The following is a 15,998-nucleotide window of genomic DNA, read 5'->3' on the forward strand; positions in this document are numbered from 1 at the left end:
AGCGAGGATATTCTGCGGGCAATCTGCTGCTTTTCCCAGCACCCTTGCGACAATATTTTTTTATCAAAAAGCAAGTTCGATTGAGCCTATTCATCGAAAAGAGGAGATGGCGCAGAAAATGGTATGTTGCTGTTTTCACACTATCGTGCAGGACAGGTATAGTGATGAGAGCAAGATTGAAGTCAGGGGGACTGAAAAGGAAATGTTTGGCTATCGCAGTAACGTGCCGAAGGTGCGTTTGACGACGGACCGGCTGGTGGTGCGCCTGGTCCACGATCGTGACGCCTGGCGTCTGGCCGATTATTACGCCGAGAATAAAGTGTTCTTAAAACCCTGGGAGCCGGTACGTGACGACAGCCACTGCTATCCCTCCGGGTGGCAGGCGCGTCTGTCAATGATCGGCGAGTTTCATAAGCAGGGGTCTGCATTTTATTTCGCGCTGCTCGATGCGGAGGAAAAAGAGATCGTTGGCGTGGCGAATTTCTCCAACGTAGTTCGCGGATCATTCCATGCCTGTTATCTCGGCTACTCCATTGGCGAGAAGTGGCAAGGGCAGGGGCTGATGTTTGAAGCGTTGACCGCCGCGATTCGCTATATGCAGCGCACGCAGCATATCCATCGCATTATGGCCAACTATATGCCGCATAATCAGCGCAGCGGCGCGCTGCTGGCGCGGTTGGGGTTCGAAAAAGAGGGTTACGCCAAAGATTATCTGCTGATTGACGGGCAGTGGCGTGACCATGTACTGACGGCGCTAACGACGCCGGACTGGTCAGCAGGGCGCTAAGGAGAGAGGATGAAATATCAGTTAACCGCGCACGAAGCGCGCGTCATTGGCTGTCTGCTGGAAAAGCAGGTTACCACGCCCGAGCAGTACCCGCTGTCGGTGAACGCCGTGGTGACCGCCTGCAATCAGAAAACCAACCGCGAACCGGTGATGTCGCTGAGCGAAGGCGAGGTCCAGACGCTGCTGGATACCCTGGTGAAGCGCCACTATTTACGCACGGTCAGCGGATTCGGCAATCGAGTGACCAAGTATGAGCAGCGCTTTTGCAACTCTGAATTTGGCGATCTGAAACTCAGCGCCGGCGAAGTAGCGGTGGTGACGACGCTGCTGCTGCGCGGCGCCCAGACGCCGGGTGAACTCCGTAGCCGCGCGCAGCGGATGCATGAGTTCAGCGATATGGCGGAAGTGGAAAGCGTGCTGGAAGGGTTAGCGACGCGCGAGGATGGTCCTTTTGTTGCCCGCCTGCCACGGGAACCGGGGAAACGGGAAAGCCGCTATATGCATCTGTTTTGCGATGACATGGACACGCTGATCACCACGGTGGAAACACTCTCGCCGCTGGAAGACGATGACGATCTGCGTGCCCGGGTTGAAGCACTGGAAGGCGAGGTGGCGGAATTGAAAGCGCGCCTTGACTCGCTGTTACACCATCTGGGGGACTAAACGTGGGGACAAGACTGCGCATTGGGGTGGTTGGCTTAGGGGGCATCGCGCAGAAAGCGTGGCTGCCGGTGTTAGGCGCTGCGGAAAGCTGGACGCTGCAGGCAGCATGGTCGCCGGGAAAAGAGAAGGCGTTGCGCATCTGCGAAACCTGGCGGATCCCGTATGCTGATTCGCTGGATGCCCTGGCGGCGCAGTGCGATGCGGTCTTTGTCCATACGTCGACGGCTTCACATTATGAAGTCGTGAATCACTTGTTGAATGCCGGGGTTCATGTTTGTGTGGATAAACCGCTGGCGGACAAGCTGAGCGAGGCGGAAGCGCTGGTCGAGCTGGCTGCCCGGCGTCATCTGACGCTGATGGTCGGTTTCAATCGCCGCTTTGCGCCACTCTATCGTGAACTGAAGGGGCGGCTGGGCGAGGCGGCCTCGCTGCGGATGGATAAGCATCGTAGCGACAGCGTAGGCAACGATCTGCGCTTTACCCTTCTCGATGACTATCTGCACGTGGTGGATACTGCGTTGTGGCTGGCTGATGGTCAGGCGCGCCTGCGCGGCGGCACGTTGCAGATCACTCCTCAGGGTGAAATGCTCTATGCCGAACACCAGTTCAGTTCGCCCCGGCTGCAGGTTACCACCAGCATGCACCGCCGTGCCGGAAGCCAGCGTGAGTGGGTGCAGGCGGTCACCGATGGCGGGTTATATGCGGTGAGTGAGATGCGCGAATGGCAGGAGGAGTGTGGTCTTGGCGTGGTCCAGCGCCCGGTGGCGGGCTGGCAAACCACCCTCGAGCAGCGCGGTTTTGTCGGCTGCGCGCGACATTTCATCGAATGCGTGCAAAATCAGACGGTTCCGGAAACCGCTGGCGAACAGGCGCTGCTGGCTCAGCGGGTGGTTGACAAACTCTGGCGTGACGCCATCAGCGAATAATCCGTTGTAACAACTGACAGTAGTAATTCATATTGAACCCGGTAGACTATCGCCACTTTCCAGCGCCCGCATTTGCGGGCGTTTTACTCCAGGGTTTGGAATAACAGCGTAATGAATCTTTTAAAATCACTGGCGGCCGTCAGTTCGATGACCATGTTTTCGCGCGTGCTGGGCTTTGCCCGCGATGCGATTGTGGCGCGCATTTTTGGTGCCGGGATGGCGACCGATGCCTTTTTTGTCGCCTTCAAACTGCCTAATCTGCTGCGGCGTATTTTTGCCGAAGGCGCCTTCTCGCAGGCGTTTGTGCCGATCCTTGCCGAATATAAAAGCAAGCAGGGCGAAGATGCCACCCGGGTGTTTGTCTCGTATGTCTCCGGATTACTGACCCTGGCCCTGGCGATCGTCACCGTTATCGGGATGCTGGCGGCGCCGTGGGTGATCACCATCACCGCCCCCGGGTTTGCTGATACCGCCGATAAATTTGCGCTGACCACCCAATTGCTGCGCATTACCTTCCCCTATATTTTGCTGATCTCCCTGGCCTCGCTGGTGGGGGCGATCCTCAATACCTGGAACCGTTTCTCGGTGCCGGCCTTTGCCCCGACGTTCCTCAACGTCAGCATGATTGGCTTTGCGCTGTTTGCCGCGCCGTACTTCCATCCGCCGGTGCTGGCGCTGGCCTGGGCGGTGACGGTCGGCGGCGTGCTGCAGCTGGCCTACCAGTTGCCGCACCTGAAGAAGATTGGCATGCTGGTTCTGCCCAGAATTAATCTGAAAGATGCTGGCGCGATGCGGGTAGTGAAGCAGATGGGGCCGGCGATCCTTGGCGTGTCGGTAAGCCAGATCTCCCTCATCATCAATACCATCTTCGCCTCGTTTCTCGTGTCGGGATCGGTGTCATGGATGTACTATGCCGACCGTCTGATGGAGTTTCCGTCAGGTGTCCTGGGCGTGGCCCTTGGCACCATCCTGCTGCCGTCGTTGTCGAAAAGCTTCGCCAGTGGTAACCATGACGAGTATTGCCGCCTGATGGACTGGGGCCTTCGACTCTGCTTCCTGCTGGCGCTGCCGAGCGCGGTGGCGCTGGGGATCCTCGCTAAACCGCTGACCGTGGCCCTGTTCCAGTACGGTAAATTCAGCGCCTTTGACGCGGCGATGACCCAGCGCGCGCTGGTGGCCTATTCCGTGGGACTGATGGGGCTTATCGTGGTGAAAGTGCTGGCGCCGGGCTTCTATTCCCGTCAGGACATCAAAACGCCGGTGAAAATTGCCATTGTCACCCTGATTATGACCCAGGTGATGAACCTGGCGTTTATCGGCCCGCTCAAGCACGCGGGCCTGTCACTGTCCATAGGGCTGGCGGCCTGCCTGAACGCCGCGCTGCTCTACTGGCAACTGCGTAAACAGAAAATTTTCACCCCACAGCCCGGCTGGCTGACTTTCCTGCTGCGTCTGGTCGCGGCGGTGGTGGTGATGGCCGCGGCGCTGCTGGGCGTCATGCATCTCATGCCGGAGTGGTCTCAGGGGACAATGCCGTTCCGCCTGATGCGCCTGCTGGTGGTGGTGGTCGCCGGAGTAGTGGCTTATTTCGCTACGCTACTGGTGTTGGGCTTCCGCGTAAAAGAGTTTGCCCGTCGCACAGCGTAAGCCATTGCGAGGGAAAGAGGAAACCCGCTTCGCTCAGGCGAAGCGGGTTTTTTTTATGATGTGCGGCGTTCGGCTGCGATGAGGCGCGCATTCTCCAGCAGGCGGATCGCCAGGGCAATTGCCCCGCTGACGACGGCGAGGGTGACCACTCCGTTCCAGCCCGCCAGCACGTACAACTTGCTGCCCAGCACCGACCCCAGCGACATCCCGATAAAGACCACGGTGAACAGCAGAGCGTTCAGGCGGCCACGGGCCTGCGGCTCCAGGCTGTAAACAAGGTTCTGATGTGCCACCAGGCTTGACTGCAGGCCGAGATCGAAGCCAATAGCCGAGAGAGCAATCAGCGCCAGCTGGCCATGCAGAGGGAGCAGCGGCAGCATAAACATCAGGGCGAAGGAGAGGGTGACCAGCGCCGCGCCCATCTGAGTCACTTTACCGGCGCCAAACTTATCGGCCAGTCCGCCGGCCAGCGGTGCCGCCAGCGCCCCGGCGGCACCGGCGATACCAAAGCCACCCGCTACTGCGCTCCCCATGTGATAGTGTTCTGAGAGCATCACCGCCAGCGTCGACCAGAAAGCGCTAAAGGCGACAGAGAGCGCCCCTTGAGCCAGCGCAGCGCGGCGTAACGCCGGATAACGCAGCCACAGATGCGCCATTGAGGCCATCAGCTGCGGATAGCTCAGCGTCGAGTGAATGGCGAAGCGCGGCAGGACCCGCCACATCACCAGGCCAATCAGCGCCACGCTGACTGCAGCCGCCTGATACATCACCCGCCAGCCGAATACGGCGCCCACTACGCCGCTGACCGTCCTGGAAAGCAGGATCCCCAGCAGCAGCCCGGTCATCACCGTGCCCACCATTTTTCCCTGCTTGCCTGCCGGAGCGAGGATCGCCGCCGCCGGGACGATATCCTGCGCCATGGTGGCCGCCATACCGATCAGCAGACTGACCACCAGCAGTGAGGTGAGCTGGCCGGTAAGGCTGCACAGGAACAGCAGGATCGCCAGCATTGCGCTCTTCAGCAGGATCAGCCGGCGGCGATCGTGACGGTCGCCGAGCGGGAGCAGGAACAGAATGCCGAGCGCGTAGCCAGCCTGCGTCAGGGTAGGAACCAGCCCCATCCCTTCTACCGACAGATGGAGATTGGCGCCCATCAGCGGCAGTAGCGGCTGCGCATAATAGATAGAGGCGACGCTAAAGCCGGCGCCGAGTGCGAGAATGAAGATAATCCAGCCTGCGTCGCGGGTGGAAAGGGAAGTCGGTGTCATGATCAGTACCTCATGGATGCGATGGCGCTATTTTTCCCTGAATGCAGCTGGCGCGGTAGCCGGGCTGGTGGTAAAACGGTTATACGTAGTACGTATAGGCAAAAGAAAAATGAAAAGACAGGAGCGTATAGACCGCATTGAGCTGATGCGCACCTATATTCGTATTATAGAGGCCGGCTCACTCTCCGCCGCCGCGGGGCAGATGGATACCACCCAGGCAACCGTCAGCCGCCGCCTGCAGTCCCTGGAAGGACTGCTGGGGGTGAAGTTGATCCTGCGCACCACTCATGCGATGAAGCTCACTGACGATGGCGAACGCTGTTATCGCCATGCCCGTCAGGTCGTGGACGCTTGGCTGGCGCTGGAGGATGATCTGCGTATTGCCGACGATCAGCCCGTGGGGGTGCTGCGGGTACGGGCTCCCCATGCTTTTGGCCAGCAACAGCTGCTGGCGCCGCTGGTCGCATTTCTGCAGCGTCATCCGCAACTGTCGGTCGAGTGGATGCTGAATGATAATACCGTCGACTTTCTCAGCGATAATATCGACTGCGCCATCCGCGTTGGCGCGGAGGTGGATCCGGCCACGGTATCCGTGCTGCTGGCGGAAGTGCCGCGCTGCGTGGTGGCTTCCCCTGAACTCCTGGCGAAGTACCCGCCGTTAACCTCGCTGGAGGCGCTATCCGGCCTGCCGTGGATCGCCATTAATACCTTTTATCAGCATGAGGTACGGCTCCGGCATCTGGAAAGTGGGCAAATCGTCTCGACGGCCATCACCCCCTGCCTGAGCACTGACAGCCTGTACGTCGCGCGAAATACCGCGCTGGCGGGGCTGGGGGTTGCGATGGTGTCCAGCTGGACGGTCGTGGAGGATATTGCCGCCGGACGACTGATTGAGCTGTTCCCGCAGTGGCGTCCCGCCTCGCTACCGGTTCATCTGGTTTATCCCTGGGCGCGCTATTATCCGACGCGCCTGCGTAAATTTCTTGACCTGATGCGGGAGATCATGCCGGATCTGGCCGGGATGCAGCGTCCGCAAAGCGCATAAAAAAACCGGCCAGAGGCCGGTTTTTTTATTAAGCACGCTTATTCGACGGGCTGTGGGCGGGTCGGTTCTGCGGTGGCTTTACGCGTCGCACTATGACCACCGGCGGCGCCTTTACCTTCAAAAGCGAACGGCGGGCGCACCCAGGTGCTGTGGCGCGGCGCTTCCGGGACATAGTCCGGAGCAGGCGCCCGGGTCATCGGCGCGGTAGCATGGCGATCGCCAGCCATAACCACGGGTTTGCTTACCGGCGTTTCAGCTTTGACCGGTTCGGCAGGGGCTGTTGGGGCGGCTTCGGTCACCGGTGCTTCCACCACGGTTTCCGTGGCCGGAACGATGGTTTCCACTGGCGCTTCAACGACAGGCGCCGTTTCCACCACTTCAGGTTCAACCGTGACCGGCTCGGCGTCGATCGTCACTGGCGCAATAGCCTGAGGCGCTTCGACAGCTGGCGCTTCGACCGGCGCTGGCTCGACAGCGGCTGGCTCGACAATTTCCGGAGTATCAACGATAACCGGCTCGGCGGCCGCGACGGGTTCGACGACCACCGGCTCAGCGGTAACGGGCTCCATGGTCGCCGGCTCGACGGTAACTGGCGCGGCAGTGACGGTTTCAACTACGGCAACCGGTGTCGCAATAGCTTCGACGGCTTCAATGGCGCTGGTGTCCTGAACCGGAACCTCTTCCGGCTGCTGGTCCTGCGGACGAACGACCGGGTAGCGGATCCAGACTTTACCGGAAGCCATCTCCGGCGAGGCGCAGGCGACGGTCAGCGGCATCGGCGACTGGGTCGGATAGCGTTCGTCACGATAGCGACGACGGCGCTGACCGCTCACGCGCAGATGACGCGGGGAACGACGAGAGCGGCGCGGCATACCGTTCGCTTCACGGGATTCGCCGTTTTCATCGTGTTCCACTACGTTTTCCACTACCGCCGGCAGTTCGGCTTTCACCGGCTCGCTGCGCGGGGTGGCGACTTCAGCCACAACGGTCTCAGGCGCGATCTCGGCAGTCTGCTCGGCAACGGCTGACTCAATGCGTACTTTCTGGGAGAGCTGACGCGGTTTACGACGCGGCAGAGTCTGCACACGCTCTTCCTGCTCAGTCTCCTGTACTTCCGGCTCTTCACGCGTCTGCACCTTGGCTTCCTGCTGCGCCTGGCGTTTATCGTCATTGCGGCGGCGGGAGCGTTCGCGGCGCGGCTGCTGCTCGTCGCGGGATTTGGCTTTGTCCGCGTCATCGCCGACGGTCTGGCGAGCGTCACGCGCTTCTACGTTTTGCGGCTGCTTTTCGCGACGATTGCGACGGTTTTCTTCACGCGATTCGCGCGGCTCACGACCCTCGGCATTGTCCGCACGGGTGTCGCGATTGTCACGGTTATCACGGTTGTCACGATTGTCGCGGTTATCACGGCGATCGTTGCGGTCGCGGCGGTTGTTGCTCCGCGGTTTACGGCGCTCCTGCTGACGCTCCGGTTTTTCTTCCGCTTTCTTCTCGACCGGAACTTCAACCGGCTTGGCTTCTTCAGTGCCAGAGAAGATATTTTTCAGCGCGCTGAAGAAGCGTGAGAGTAGTCCCGGCTGGGCCGGCGCGGCGGCCGCGACCGGGGCAGCGGCGACCGCAGGGGCAGCCACAGGCTCTTCCAGCATCGGTGCCGGTGGGGCGTCAGGCATCACAAAGGCGGCCAGCGCAGGCTGCTCCGGACGTTTACGTTCTGCTGGCTCCTCGTCACCAGGCAGCGCCATCTCTTCTTCATGCAGCTTCGGCAGCAGATAGCTCAGCGTTGAGGTCTCTTCACCTTTACGCACGCGCAGGACGGAGTAGTGCGGCGTCTGCATCTCGTCGTTTGGCACGATAATGACGCGGACATCGCCCTGACGGGATTCGATTGCGCTCACTGCGGCACGTTTTTCGTTCAGCAGATAAGAGGCGATCGGTACCGGAACGATGGCGTGGACTTCTTTGGTGTTCTCTTTCAGCGCCTCTTCTTCAATCAGACGCAGAATAGAGAGCGACAGCGATTCGTTATCACGCACGGTACCGGTGCCGGAGCAGCGCGGGCAGACGTGATGGCTGGATTCGCCCAGCGACGGGCTCAGGCGCTGGCGAGACATCTCCAGCAGGCCGAAGCGCGAAATATGGCTAATCTGAATGCGCGCGCGGTCCTGACGAACGGCTTCACGCAGACGGTTTTCCACCGCACGCTGGTGGCGAACCGGGGTCATATCGATAAAGTCGATAACGATCAAGCCGCCGAGGTCGCGCAGACGCAGCTGGCGGGCAATCTCGTCAGCCGCTTCAAGGTTGGTATTGAAGGCTGTCTCTTCGATATCGCCGCCGCGGGTGGCGCGGGCGGAGTTGATATCGATCGCGGTCAGCGCTTCGGTGCTGTCGATAACGATAGACCCACCGGAAGGCAGGCGCACTTCACGCTGGAAGGCGGACTCAATTTGCGATTCAATCTGATAATGGCTGAACAGCGGGATTTCACCGGTGTACAGTTTGATTTTGCTGCTGAAATCCGGACGACCCAGTGCGGCGATATGCTGGCGCGCCAGCTCGAGCACTTTCGGGTTATCGATCAGGATTTCGCCGATGTCCTGGCGCAGATAATCGCGGAATGCGCGGACAATCACGTTGCTTTCCTGGTGGATCAGGAACGGTGCCGGACGGCTTTCCGCGGCTTTCTGAATCGCTTCCCAGTGCTTCAGGCGGAAGCTCAGGTCCCACTGCAGGGCTTCGGCAGATTTGCCGACGCCAGCGGTGCGAACGATAAGACCCATGCCGTCCGGAAGCTCCAGGCTCGCCAGCGCTTCTTTCAGTTCAGTGCGGTCGTCGCCCTCGATACGGCGGGAAATTCCCCCCGCGCGCGGGTTGTTCGGCATCAGGACCAGATAGCTGCCTGCCAGGCTGATAAAGGTGGTGAGCGCAGCGCCTTTGTTGCCGCGTTCTTCTTTATCAATCTGCACGATAACTTCCTGACCTTCGCGCAGCACGTCTTTGATATTAGGACGACCGTGCGCATTGTAGTTAGCAGGGAAGTATTCGCGGGCGATTTCTTTGAGGGGGAGGAAACCATGACGCTCGGCGCCGTAATCGACAAACGCGGCTTCAAGGCTAGGTTCAATGCGGGTGATTTTGCCTTTGTAGATGTTCGCTTTTTTCTGTTCGTGCCCGGGGCTTTCGATATCCAGGTCGTACAGGCGCTGCCCATCAACAAGGGCGACGCGCAACTCTTCCTGCTGAGTTGCGTTGATTAACATTCTTTTCATCGTAACTTACTCATTATTCTTACATTGACGACTAAGCTGCGGGCAGAGTAATGCCTTTCCGGGGGAAAACCGATGGCCTCGTGTCTGGTTCACGTCGCCAACCTCACGGTTGTCGCGCGCTTAAGAGGCGCAGAGTGTCGGTCGCCTGTGTTTCAAACGGAAACACAGCGCAATTATTCAGGGGAACAGCCTGGGATGTATCACCAGAGAATATTCCATTTATACTCGTCGTCTTTCGCGTTGCAGGCATGGTGGCTTAACCTGCTCACCTCGATCAAAGGATCCAGATGAGCTCCCGGGAGTCCCGGAGTTGACGCCTTCCTGCGACTTGAAATCCATAGAGCCTGTACCGGTAAGGACTGCAACCCGCAGCCCGCTAACTGTCTGAAAGATCACAACGTCTTACGCCATTGCTGCGTGGGCGATCGGTCAGACAAAATTGGTCATTCCGCTAATGTCTTGTTCTAACAAGATGCAATACGGAAAACGGTCTCATTATTCCATTGCTAACCTTGTTATAGCAAGTTGACTTTCACCTTTTATCACCCGGTTACTCACAGTTTTATCACCTGCCCATACAGATTGTTCTAATAACAAACAAAATGGCGGTCAGGTAAACCGTGAAAACAGGATAATGATAAATATAAGCATATAAAAATGAGTGGCGCTAATGCGTCCGGCTATTTAGAATCGCGCACCATGAAAACTGAGACCCCAACCGTAAAAATGGTTGCCATTGCTGCTGATGAAGCGGGGCAACGTATCGACAACTTTTTGCGTACCCAATTGAAAGGTGTACCGAAGAGCATGATTTATCGCATCCTGCGTAAAGGCGAGGTGCGGGTAAACAAAAAGCGCGTGAAGCCGGAGTATAAGCTGGAAGCGGGTGATGAAGTCCGTATCCCGCCGGTGCGCGTGGCGGAGCGTGAAGAAGAGGCGGTATCGCCGCATCTGCAGAAAGTGGCCGCGCTCTCTGAGGTGATCCTCTATGAAGACGATCATATTCTGGTACTCAACAAACCTTCCGGTACTGCGGTACACGGCGGCAGCGGACTGAGCTTTGGCGTGATTGAAGGGCTGCGCGCCCTGCGCCCGGAGGCACGTTTCCTTGAGCTGGTGCATCGTCTCGACCGCGATACCTCCGGCGTGCTGCTGGTGGCGAAAAAGCGCTCGGCGCTGCGTTCGCTGCACGAGCAGCTGCGCGATAAAGGCATGCAGAAAGACTACCTGGCGCTGGTGCGCGGCCAGTGGCAGTCGCATACCAAAGTGGTCCAGGCCCCGCTGTTGAAGAATATTCTGCAGAGTGGGGAGCGTATCGTTCGCGTGAGTCAGGAAGGCAAGCCGTCGGAGACGCGCTTTAAAGTGGAAGAGCGTTACGAATTCGCCACGCTGGTGCGCTGCAGCCCGGTCACCGGCCGCACGCATCAGATCCGCGTTCATACCCAGTATGCCGGGCATCCTATCGCTTTTGACGATCGCTATGGCGACCGCGAGTTCGACAAGCAGCTGTCCGGTACCGGCTTAAACCGCCTGTTCCTGCACGCTGCGGCGCTGAAGTTTACCCACCCGGGGAGCGGGGAGGTGATGCGCGTTGAGGCGCCGCCGGATAACCAGCTGAAGCACTGTTTACAGGTGCTACGTAAGAGCAAATAAGCGCAACGGCGGAATCAGTTCCGCCGTTTTTTTTGCTTTAACCTAACAGCGGATTGTTATTCTCGCGGCGCAGCATCTGACAGAGCGCGATTAAGGGTAAACCGACCAGAGTGTTCGGGTCGCGGCCTTCCAGTCGTTCAAATAGCGTAATCCCTAACCCCTCGCTCTTGAAACTCCCGGCGCATTGCAGCGGGTTCTCTTTGCGGACGTAGCCTTCAATCTCTTTATCGCTGAGATGGCGAAAGTGAACGTCAAAGGGCTCGCATTCGGTTTGCAGATGGCCGGTGGCGGAGTTGTATAGCGCCAGACCGGTATAAAAGGTGACGATGGTCCCGCTGGCCTTTCGCAACTGCCGGCGGGCATTTTCTTCGGTGTGCGGTTTGCCGGTGATTTCACCGTCTAATACGCAAACCTGATCGGAGCCTATAATAAGGTGGTGCGGATAGCGGGAGGCCAGGCTTTGCGCTTTGGCTTGCGCCAGTCGGGCGACAAGCTGACGCGCGGATTCTTCCGGCAACGGCGTTTCGTCAACGTCAGGCGCGGCACATTCAAACGGTAACCCCAGTTTTTCCAGCAGCATGCGCCGCCAGGGAGAGGTTGACGCGAGGATAAGTTCAGACATATTTTTTCATCCACATATAGCGCTTCGCAGAGCATCATCTTAAACTATGCGCCGCAATGTGTGCGAATAAATGGCAAAAGGCAACCTGAGGCTGCCTTTTTCTTTGACTCTATGACATTACAAAGTTAATATGCGCGCCCTATGCAAAAGGTAAAATTACCCCTGACTCTTGATCCGGTCCGCACGGCTCAAAAACGCCTTGATTACGAAGGCATCTATGCCCGCGATCAGGTTGAACGTGTAGCCGATTCTGTAGTCAGCGTGGACAGCGATGTGGAATGCAGCATGTCGTTCGCTATCGATAACCAGCGTCTCGCCGTCATTACTGGCGATGCAAAGGTAACGGTAACCCTCGAATGCCAGCGTTGCGGGAAACCGTTCCCTCATCACGTCCACACCACGTATTGTTTTAGCCCCGTCAGAAATGACGAACAGGCCGAAGCACTACCGGAAGCGTATGAGCCGATTGAGGTTAACGAATTCGGTGAAATCGACCTGCAGGCAATGGTCGAGGATGAAATTATCCTCTCCCTGCCCGTAGTTCCGGTGCATGATTCTGAACACTGTGAAGTGTCCGACGCGGACATGGTCTTTGGCGAACTGCCTGAAGAGGCACAAAAACCAAACCCATTTGCCGTATTAGCCAGCTTAAAGCGTAAGTAATTGAGGAGTAAGGTCCATGGCCGTACAACAGAATAAACCAACCCGTTCCAAACGTGGCATGCGTCGTTCCCATGACGCGCTGACCGCAGTCACCAGCCTGTCTGTAGACAAAACTTCTGGTGAGAAACACCTGCGTCACCACATCACTGCCGACGGTTTCTACCGCGGTCGCAAGGTTATCGCTAAGTAATCACGCGATACTCGCAGGATTTCCCGTTGCAGGCCATGGCGGGCGTGTGCGTCCCTGGACATTCGGTTAACCCGATCACCAGGGGCATCAATGCCCAAATTGTTGCGTCTGCAGCGTGAACATTCGCGAGTGCCAGCGTGATGAAGCTTAGTGAGGACTCCCCGGGCAACTGGGGAATCACCGAACCGGGCAGCGACGATACCTTGACACGTCTAACCCTGGCGTTAGATGTCATGGGGGGCGATTTTGGCCCATCCGTGACGGTGCCTGCAGCACTGCAGGCACTGAACTCTAATTCGCAACTCACACTTCTTTTAGTCGGCGACCCCGACGCCATCACGCCATTACTTGCCAAAGCTGACTTCGAACAACGTTCGCGTCTGCAGATTATTCCTGCGCAGTCAGTTATTGCCAGTGATGCGCGACCCGCACAGGCTATCCGCAGCAGTCGCGGAAGCTCAATGCGCGTGGCGCTGGAGCTTGTGAAAGAAGGGCGGGCGGAAGCCTGCGTCAGCGCCGGCAACACCGGCGCGCTGATGGGACTGGCGAAACTGTTGCTCAAACCGATCGAAGGTATTGAGCGGCCGGCGCTGGTGACGGTTCTGCCGCACCAGCAGAAGGGCAAAACCGTGGTGCTGGATCTCGGCGCCAACGTCGATTGCGACAGCACGATGCTGGTGCAGTTCGCCGTCATGGGCGCGGTGCTGGCGGAGGAAGTGGTTGGCATGACCAACCCGCGCGTCGCCTTGCTGAATATCGGCGAAGAAGAGATGAAAGGCCTCAGCAGCATTCGCGATGCTGCCGCAGTGCTGAAAACGCTGCCTTCCCTCAACTACATCGGCTATCTTGAAGCCAATGAACTGTTGACTGGAAAAACCGATGTGCTGGTTTGTGATGGATTCACGGGCAACGTCACATTAAAAACCATGGAAGGTGTTGTCAGAATGTTCCTTTCGCTGCTGAAATCTCAGGGAGAGGGCAAAAAACGGTCGTGGTGGCTGCTGTTATTAAAACGTTGGTTACAAAAAAGCCTGGCGAGGCGATTCAGTCACCTCAACCCCGACCAGTATAATGGCGCCTGTCTGTTAGGATTGCGCGGTTCCGTGATCAAGAGTCATGGTGCTGCCAATCAACGCGCCTTTAGCGTCGCGATAGAGCAGGCAGTGCAGGCGGTGCAGCGGCAAATTCCTCAACGGATCGCCGCGCGCCTGGAATCTTTATACCCAGCTGGTTTCGCGCTGCCGGAAAGCGACAGTGACGTGAACTCCCGACAGCAAAGCGGGACGAATGGCCACGATTGACGCCGCGGCAGGTTGAAAGAGGCGGGTATATTACCCAAGAGTGACTGAGCGTACATGTATACGAAGATTATTGGTACCGGCAGCTATCTGCCCGAGCAAGTGCGTACAAACGCCGACCTGGAAAAAATGGTAGAGACCTCTGACGAGTGGATTGTCACCCGCACAGGTATCCGTGAGCGTCGTATTGCCGCAGCGCATGAAACAGTTGCTACGATGGGCTTTGAAGCCGCAAAGCAGGCGCTGGCGATGGCGGGCGTGTCCGCGGAGCAGATTGGTCTGATTATCGTTGCGACCACCTCCGGCACGCACGCGTTTCCGAGTTCGGCATGCCAGATCCAGTCTATGCTGGGCGTTAAGGGTTGCCCGGCGTTTGATGTCGCGGCCGCCTGCGCCGGTTTCACCTATGCGCTGAGCGTCGCCGATCAGTACGTGAAGAACGGCGCGGTGGATTATGCGCTGGTGATTGGCGCCGATGTGCTGGCGCGTACCTGCGATCCCACCGATCGCGGCACGATCATTATTTTCGGTGACGGCGCGGGCGCGGTAGTGCTTGGCGCGTCTGAAGAGCCAGGCATTATCTCGACGCATCTGCATGCTGACGGCAGCTATGGCGAACTGCTGACCCTGCCGAACGCCGATCGCGTCGATCCGGAAAACCCGATCTATCTGACGATGGCCGGCAATGAAGTCTTCAAAGTGGCGGTCACCGAGCTGGCGCACATCGTTGATGAAACGCTGGCAGCGAATAATCTTGAACGTTCAGCGCTGGACTGGCTGGTGCCGCACCAGGCAAACCTGCGTATTATCAGCGCGACGGCGAAGAAACTGGGCATGTCGATGGATAACGTCGTTGTGACCCTCGACCGCCATGGCAACACCTCCGCGGCGTCGGTCCCTTGCGCGCTGGATGAAGCCGTTCGCGATGGCCGTATCCAACGCGGTCAGTTGATTCTGCTGGAAGCCTTTGGTGGCGGTTTCACCTGGGGTTCCGCGCTGGTTCGTTTTTAGTATAAGGATTTAAACATGACGCAATTTGCTTTTGTGTTCCCGGGACAAGGTTCCCAGGCCGTAGGCATGCTGGCCGATATGGCTGCCACCTGGCCGGTGATTGAAGAGACCTTCGGTGAAGCGTCCGCAGCGTTGGGTTACGATCTGTGGGCGCTGGCTCAACAGGGCCCGGCAGAAGAACTGAATAAAACCTGGCAGACTCAGCCGGCGCTGCTGACCGCCTCCGTGGCGCTATACCGCGTCTGGCAGCAGCAGGGCGGCAAAGCGCCGACCCTGCTGGCGGGCCACAGCCTCGGCGAATACTCCGCGCTGGTTTGCGCAGGGGTTATCGGTTTCGCTGATGCCGTTCGTCTGGTTGAACTGCGCGGGAAATTCATGCAGGAAGCCGTACCGGAAGGTACCGGCGCCATGTCCGCGATTATCGGCCTGGATGACGCTTCTATCGCCAAAGCCTGTGAAGAATCGGCCGAAGGGCAGATTGTCTCTCCGGTGAACTACAATTCCCCGGGCCAGGTGGTTATCGCCGGGCATAAAGAGGCCGTTGAACGCGCTGGCGCCGCTTGTAAAGCCGCCGGCGCCAAACGCGCGCTGCCGCTGCCGGTGAGCGTGCCGTCCCACTGCGCGCTGATGAAGCCAGCTGCAGAAAAACTGGCGCTGGAGTTGCAGAAAATCACCTTCAACGCGCCGACGATTCCGGTAGTGAATAACGTCGACGTGAAATGCGAAACCACGCCGGACGCCATTCGCGACGCGCTGGTACGCCAGCTGTACAGCCCGGTCCAGTGGACCAAAACCGTTGAGTTTATGGCGGCGCAGGGCGTAACGCATCTGTATGAAGTTGGCCCGGGTAAAGTCCTCACCGGCCTGACCAAACGTATTGTTGACACCCTGACCGCTTCCGCGCTTAACGAGCCGGCGGCGATGTCTGCGGCGCTTGAGCAATAAAAGAGGAAAAC

At 58.5% G+C, this 15,998-nt stretch carries 14 protein-coding genes; 11 read left to right on the top strand and 3 right to left on the bottom strand.

All coding sequences use genetic code 11. The features are described from left to right. The first annotated feature begins 202 nt into the window (after positions 1–202). The 4 genes from rimJ to murJ all read left to right on the top strand — a co-directional run bounded on the left by rimJ (position 203) and on the right by murJ (position 4,023). The gene (rimJ, locus tag N438_RS07950; RefSeq protein ID WP_008805973.1) at positions 203–787 is read left to right on the top strand and encodes a ribosomal protein S5-alanine N-acetyltransferase; all 585 of its coding nucleotides are present in this window, start codon (positions 203–205) and stop codon (positions 785–787) included. A gap of 9 nt (positions 788–796) precedes the next feature. Beyond that, positions 797–1,450, top strand: coding sequence for a YceH family protein (locus tag N438_RS07955; protein ID WP_049157723.1), 654 nt, complete (start codon positions 797–799; stop codon positions 1,448–1,450). A gap of 14 nt (positions 1,451–1,464) precedes the next feature. Then, entirely contained in the window at positions 1,465–2,376 is a 912-nt protein-coding gene (locus tag N438_RS07960; protein WP_155870612.1) for a Gfo/Idh/MocA family oxidoreductase, read from the top strand. Positions 2,377–2,487: 111 nt separating this feature from the next. Further along, a complete protein-coding gene (murJ, locus tag N438_RS07965; protein ID WP_008805976.1) occupies positions 2,488–4,023 on the top strand; it encodes a murein biosynthesis integral membrane protein MurJ in 1,536 nt (511 codons plus the stop codon). Between the two features lie 53 nt (positions 4,024–4,076). Here murJ and N438_RS07970 read toward each other — a convergent pair whose 3' ends face one another. Then, on the bottom strand, positions 4,077–5,291 hold the full coding sequence (locus N438_RS07970; protein ID WP_008805977.1) for an MFS transporter: 1,215 nt from the start codon (positions 5,289–5,291) through the stop codon (positions 4,077–4,079). A gap of 16 nt (positions 5,292–5,307) precedes the next feature. Between N438_RS07970 and N438_RS07975 the strand changes: the two genes are divergently transcribed. Further along, complete coding sequence (locus N438_RS07975; protein ID WP_162499987.1) at positions 5,308–6,336, top strand: LysR family transcriptional regulator; 1,029 nt, start codon at positions 5,308–5,310, stop codon at positions 6,334–6,336. 38 nt (positions 6,337–6,374) lie between these two features. Here the strand turns inward: N438_RS07975 and rne are convergent, their stop codons facing one another. Next, the gene (rne, locus tag N438_RS07980; RefSeq protein ID WP_116696208.1) at positions 6,375–9,605 is read right to left on the bottom strand and encodes a ribonuclease E; all 3,231 of its coding nucleotides are present in this window, start codon (positions 9,603–9,605) and stop codon (positions 6,375–6,377) included. A gap of 699 nt (positions 9,606–10,304) precedes the next feature. Here rne and rluC point away from each other — a divergent pair. After that, the gene (rluC, locus tag N438_RS07990) at positions 10,305–11,258 is read left to right on the top strand and encodes a 23S rRNA pseudouridine(955/2504/2580) synthase RluC (protein WP_116696264.1); all 954 of its coding nucleotides are present in this window, start codon (positions 10,305–10,307) and stop codon (positions 11,256–11,258) included. Positions 11,259–11,295: 37 nt separating this feature from the next. Here rluC and N438_RS07995 read toward each other — a convergent pair whose 3' ends face one another. Next, positions 11,296–11,880, bottom strand: coding sequence for a nucleoside triphosphate pyrophosphatase (locus N438_RS07995; RefSeq protein WP_008805982.1), 585 nt, complete (start codon positions 11,878–11,880; stop codon positions 11,296–11,298). Between the two features lie 141 nt (positions 11,881–12,021). On the opposite strand from N438_RS07995, the gene yceD reads away from it, so the two are divergent. From yceD to fabD, 5 genes are all read left to right on the top strand, one after another. Beyond that, positions 12,022–12,543 carry a 23S rRNA accumulation protein YceD gene (gene yceD / locus N438_RS08000; RefSeq protein WP_008805983.1) on the top strand — a complete coding sequence of 174 codons (522 nt, stop codon included), beginning with the start codon at positions 12,022–12,024 and terminating at the stop codon, positions 12,541–12,543. A 16-nt stretch (positions 12,544–12,559) separates the two neighbouring features. Next, entirely contained in the window at positions 12,560–12,733 is a 174-nt protein-coding gene (gene rpmF / locus N438_RS08005) for a 50S ribosomal protein L32 (RefSeq protein ID WP_000290724.1), read from the top strand. A gap of 203 nt (positions 12,734–12,936) precedes the next feature. Next, positions 12,937–14,034, top strand: coding sequence for a phosphate acyltransferase PlsX (gene plsX, locus N438_RS08010; protein WP_012542244.1), 1,098 nt, complete (start codon positions 12,937–12,939; stop codon positions 14,032–14,034). A 54-nt stretch (positions 14,035–14,088) separates the two neighbouring features. Then, entirely contained in the window at positions 14,089–15,042 is a 954-nt protein-coding gene (locus tag N438_RS08015) for a beta-ketoacyl-ACP synthase III (protein WP_008805985.1), read from the top strand. 15 nt (positions 15,043–15,057) lie between these two features. After that, positions 15,058–15,987: an ACP S-malonyltransferase gene (gene fabD / locus N438_RS08020; RefSeq protein ID WP_072126175.1), complete on the top strand. Its 930-nt coding sequence runs from the start codon at positions 15,058–15,060 to the stop codon at positions 15,985–15,987. Positions 15,988–15,998: the final 11 nt, after the last annotated feature.

It is taken from the genome of Klebsiella sp. GL120222-02, from assembly GCF_003097195.1.
In the GTDB taxonomy this organism is placed as follows: domain Bacteria; phylum Pseudomonadota; class Gammaproteobacteria; order Enterobacterales; family Enterobacteriaceae; genus Klebsiella; species Klebsiella variicola.

Excerpts from the sequence above, each read along its gene's own strand:
- N438_RS07970 (WP_008805977.1), bottom strand. The coding sequence starts at position 5,291 with ATGACACCGACTTCCCTTTCCACCCGCGACGCAGGCTGGATTATCTTC.
- fabD (WP_072126175.1), top strand. The coding sequence starts at position 15,058 with ATGACGCAATTTGCTTTTGTGTTCCCGGGACAAGGTTCCCAGGCCGTA.
- murJ (WP_008805976.1), top strand. The coding sequence starts at position 2,488 with ATGAATCTTTTAAAATCACTGGCGGCCGTCAGTTCGATGACCATGTTT.
- N438_RS07975 (WP_162499987.1), top strand. The coding sequence starts at position 5,308 with ATGCGATGGCGCTATTTTTCCCTGAATGCAGCTGGCGCGGTAGCCGGG.
- yceD (WP_008805983.1), top strand. The coding sequence starts at position 12,022 with ATGCAAAAGGTAAAATTACCCCTGACTCTTGATCCGGTCCGCACGGCT.
- N438_RS08015 (WP_008805985.1), top strand. The coding sequence starts at position 14,089 with ATGTATACGAAGATTATTGGTACCGGCAGCTATCTGCCCGAGCAAGTG.
- rimJ (WP_008805973.1), top strand. The coding sequence starts at position 203 with ATGTTTGGCTATCGCAGTAACGTGCCGAAGGTGCGTTTGACGACGGAC.
- rne (WP_116696208.1), bottom strand. The coding sequence starts at position 9,605 with ATGAAAAGAATGTTAATCAACGCAACTCAGCAGGAAGAGTTGCGCGTC.
- rluC (WP_116696264.1), top strand. The coding sequence starts at position 10,305 with ATGAAAACTGAGACCCCAACCGTAAAAATGGTTGCCATTGCTGCTGAT.
- N438_RS07955 (WP_049157723.1), top strand. The coding sequence starts at position 797 with ATGAAATATCAGTTAACCGCGCACGAAGCGCGCGTCATTGGCTGTCTG.
- N438_RS07995 (WP_008805982.1), bottom strand. The coding sequence starts at position 11,880 with ATGTCTGAACTTATCCTCGCGTCAACCTCTCCCTGGCGGCGCATGCTG.
- rpmF (WP_000290724.1), top strand. The coding sequence starts at position 12,560 with ATGGCCGTACAACAGAATAAACCAACCCGTTCCAAACGTGGCATGCGT.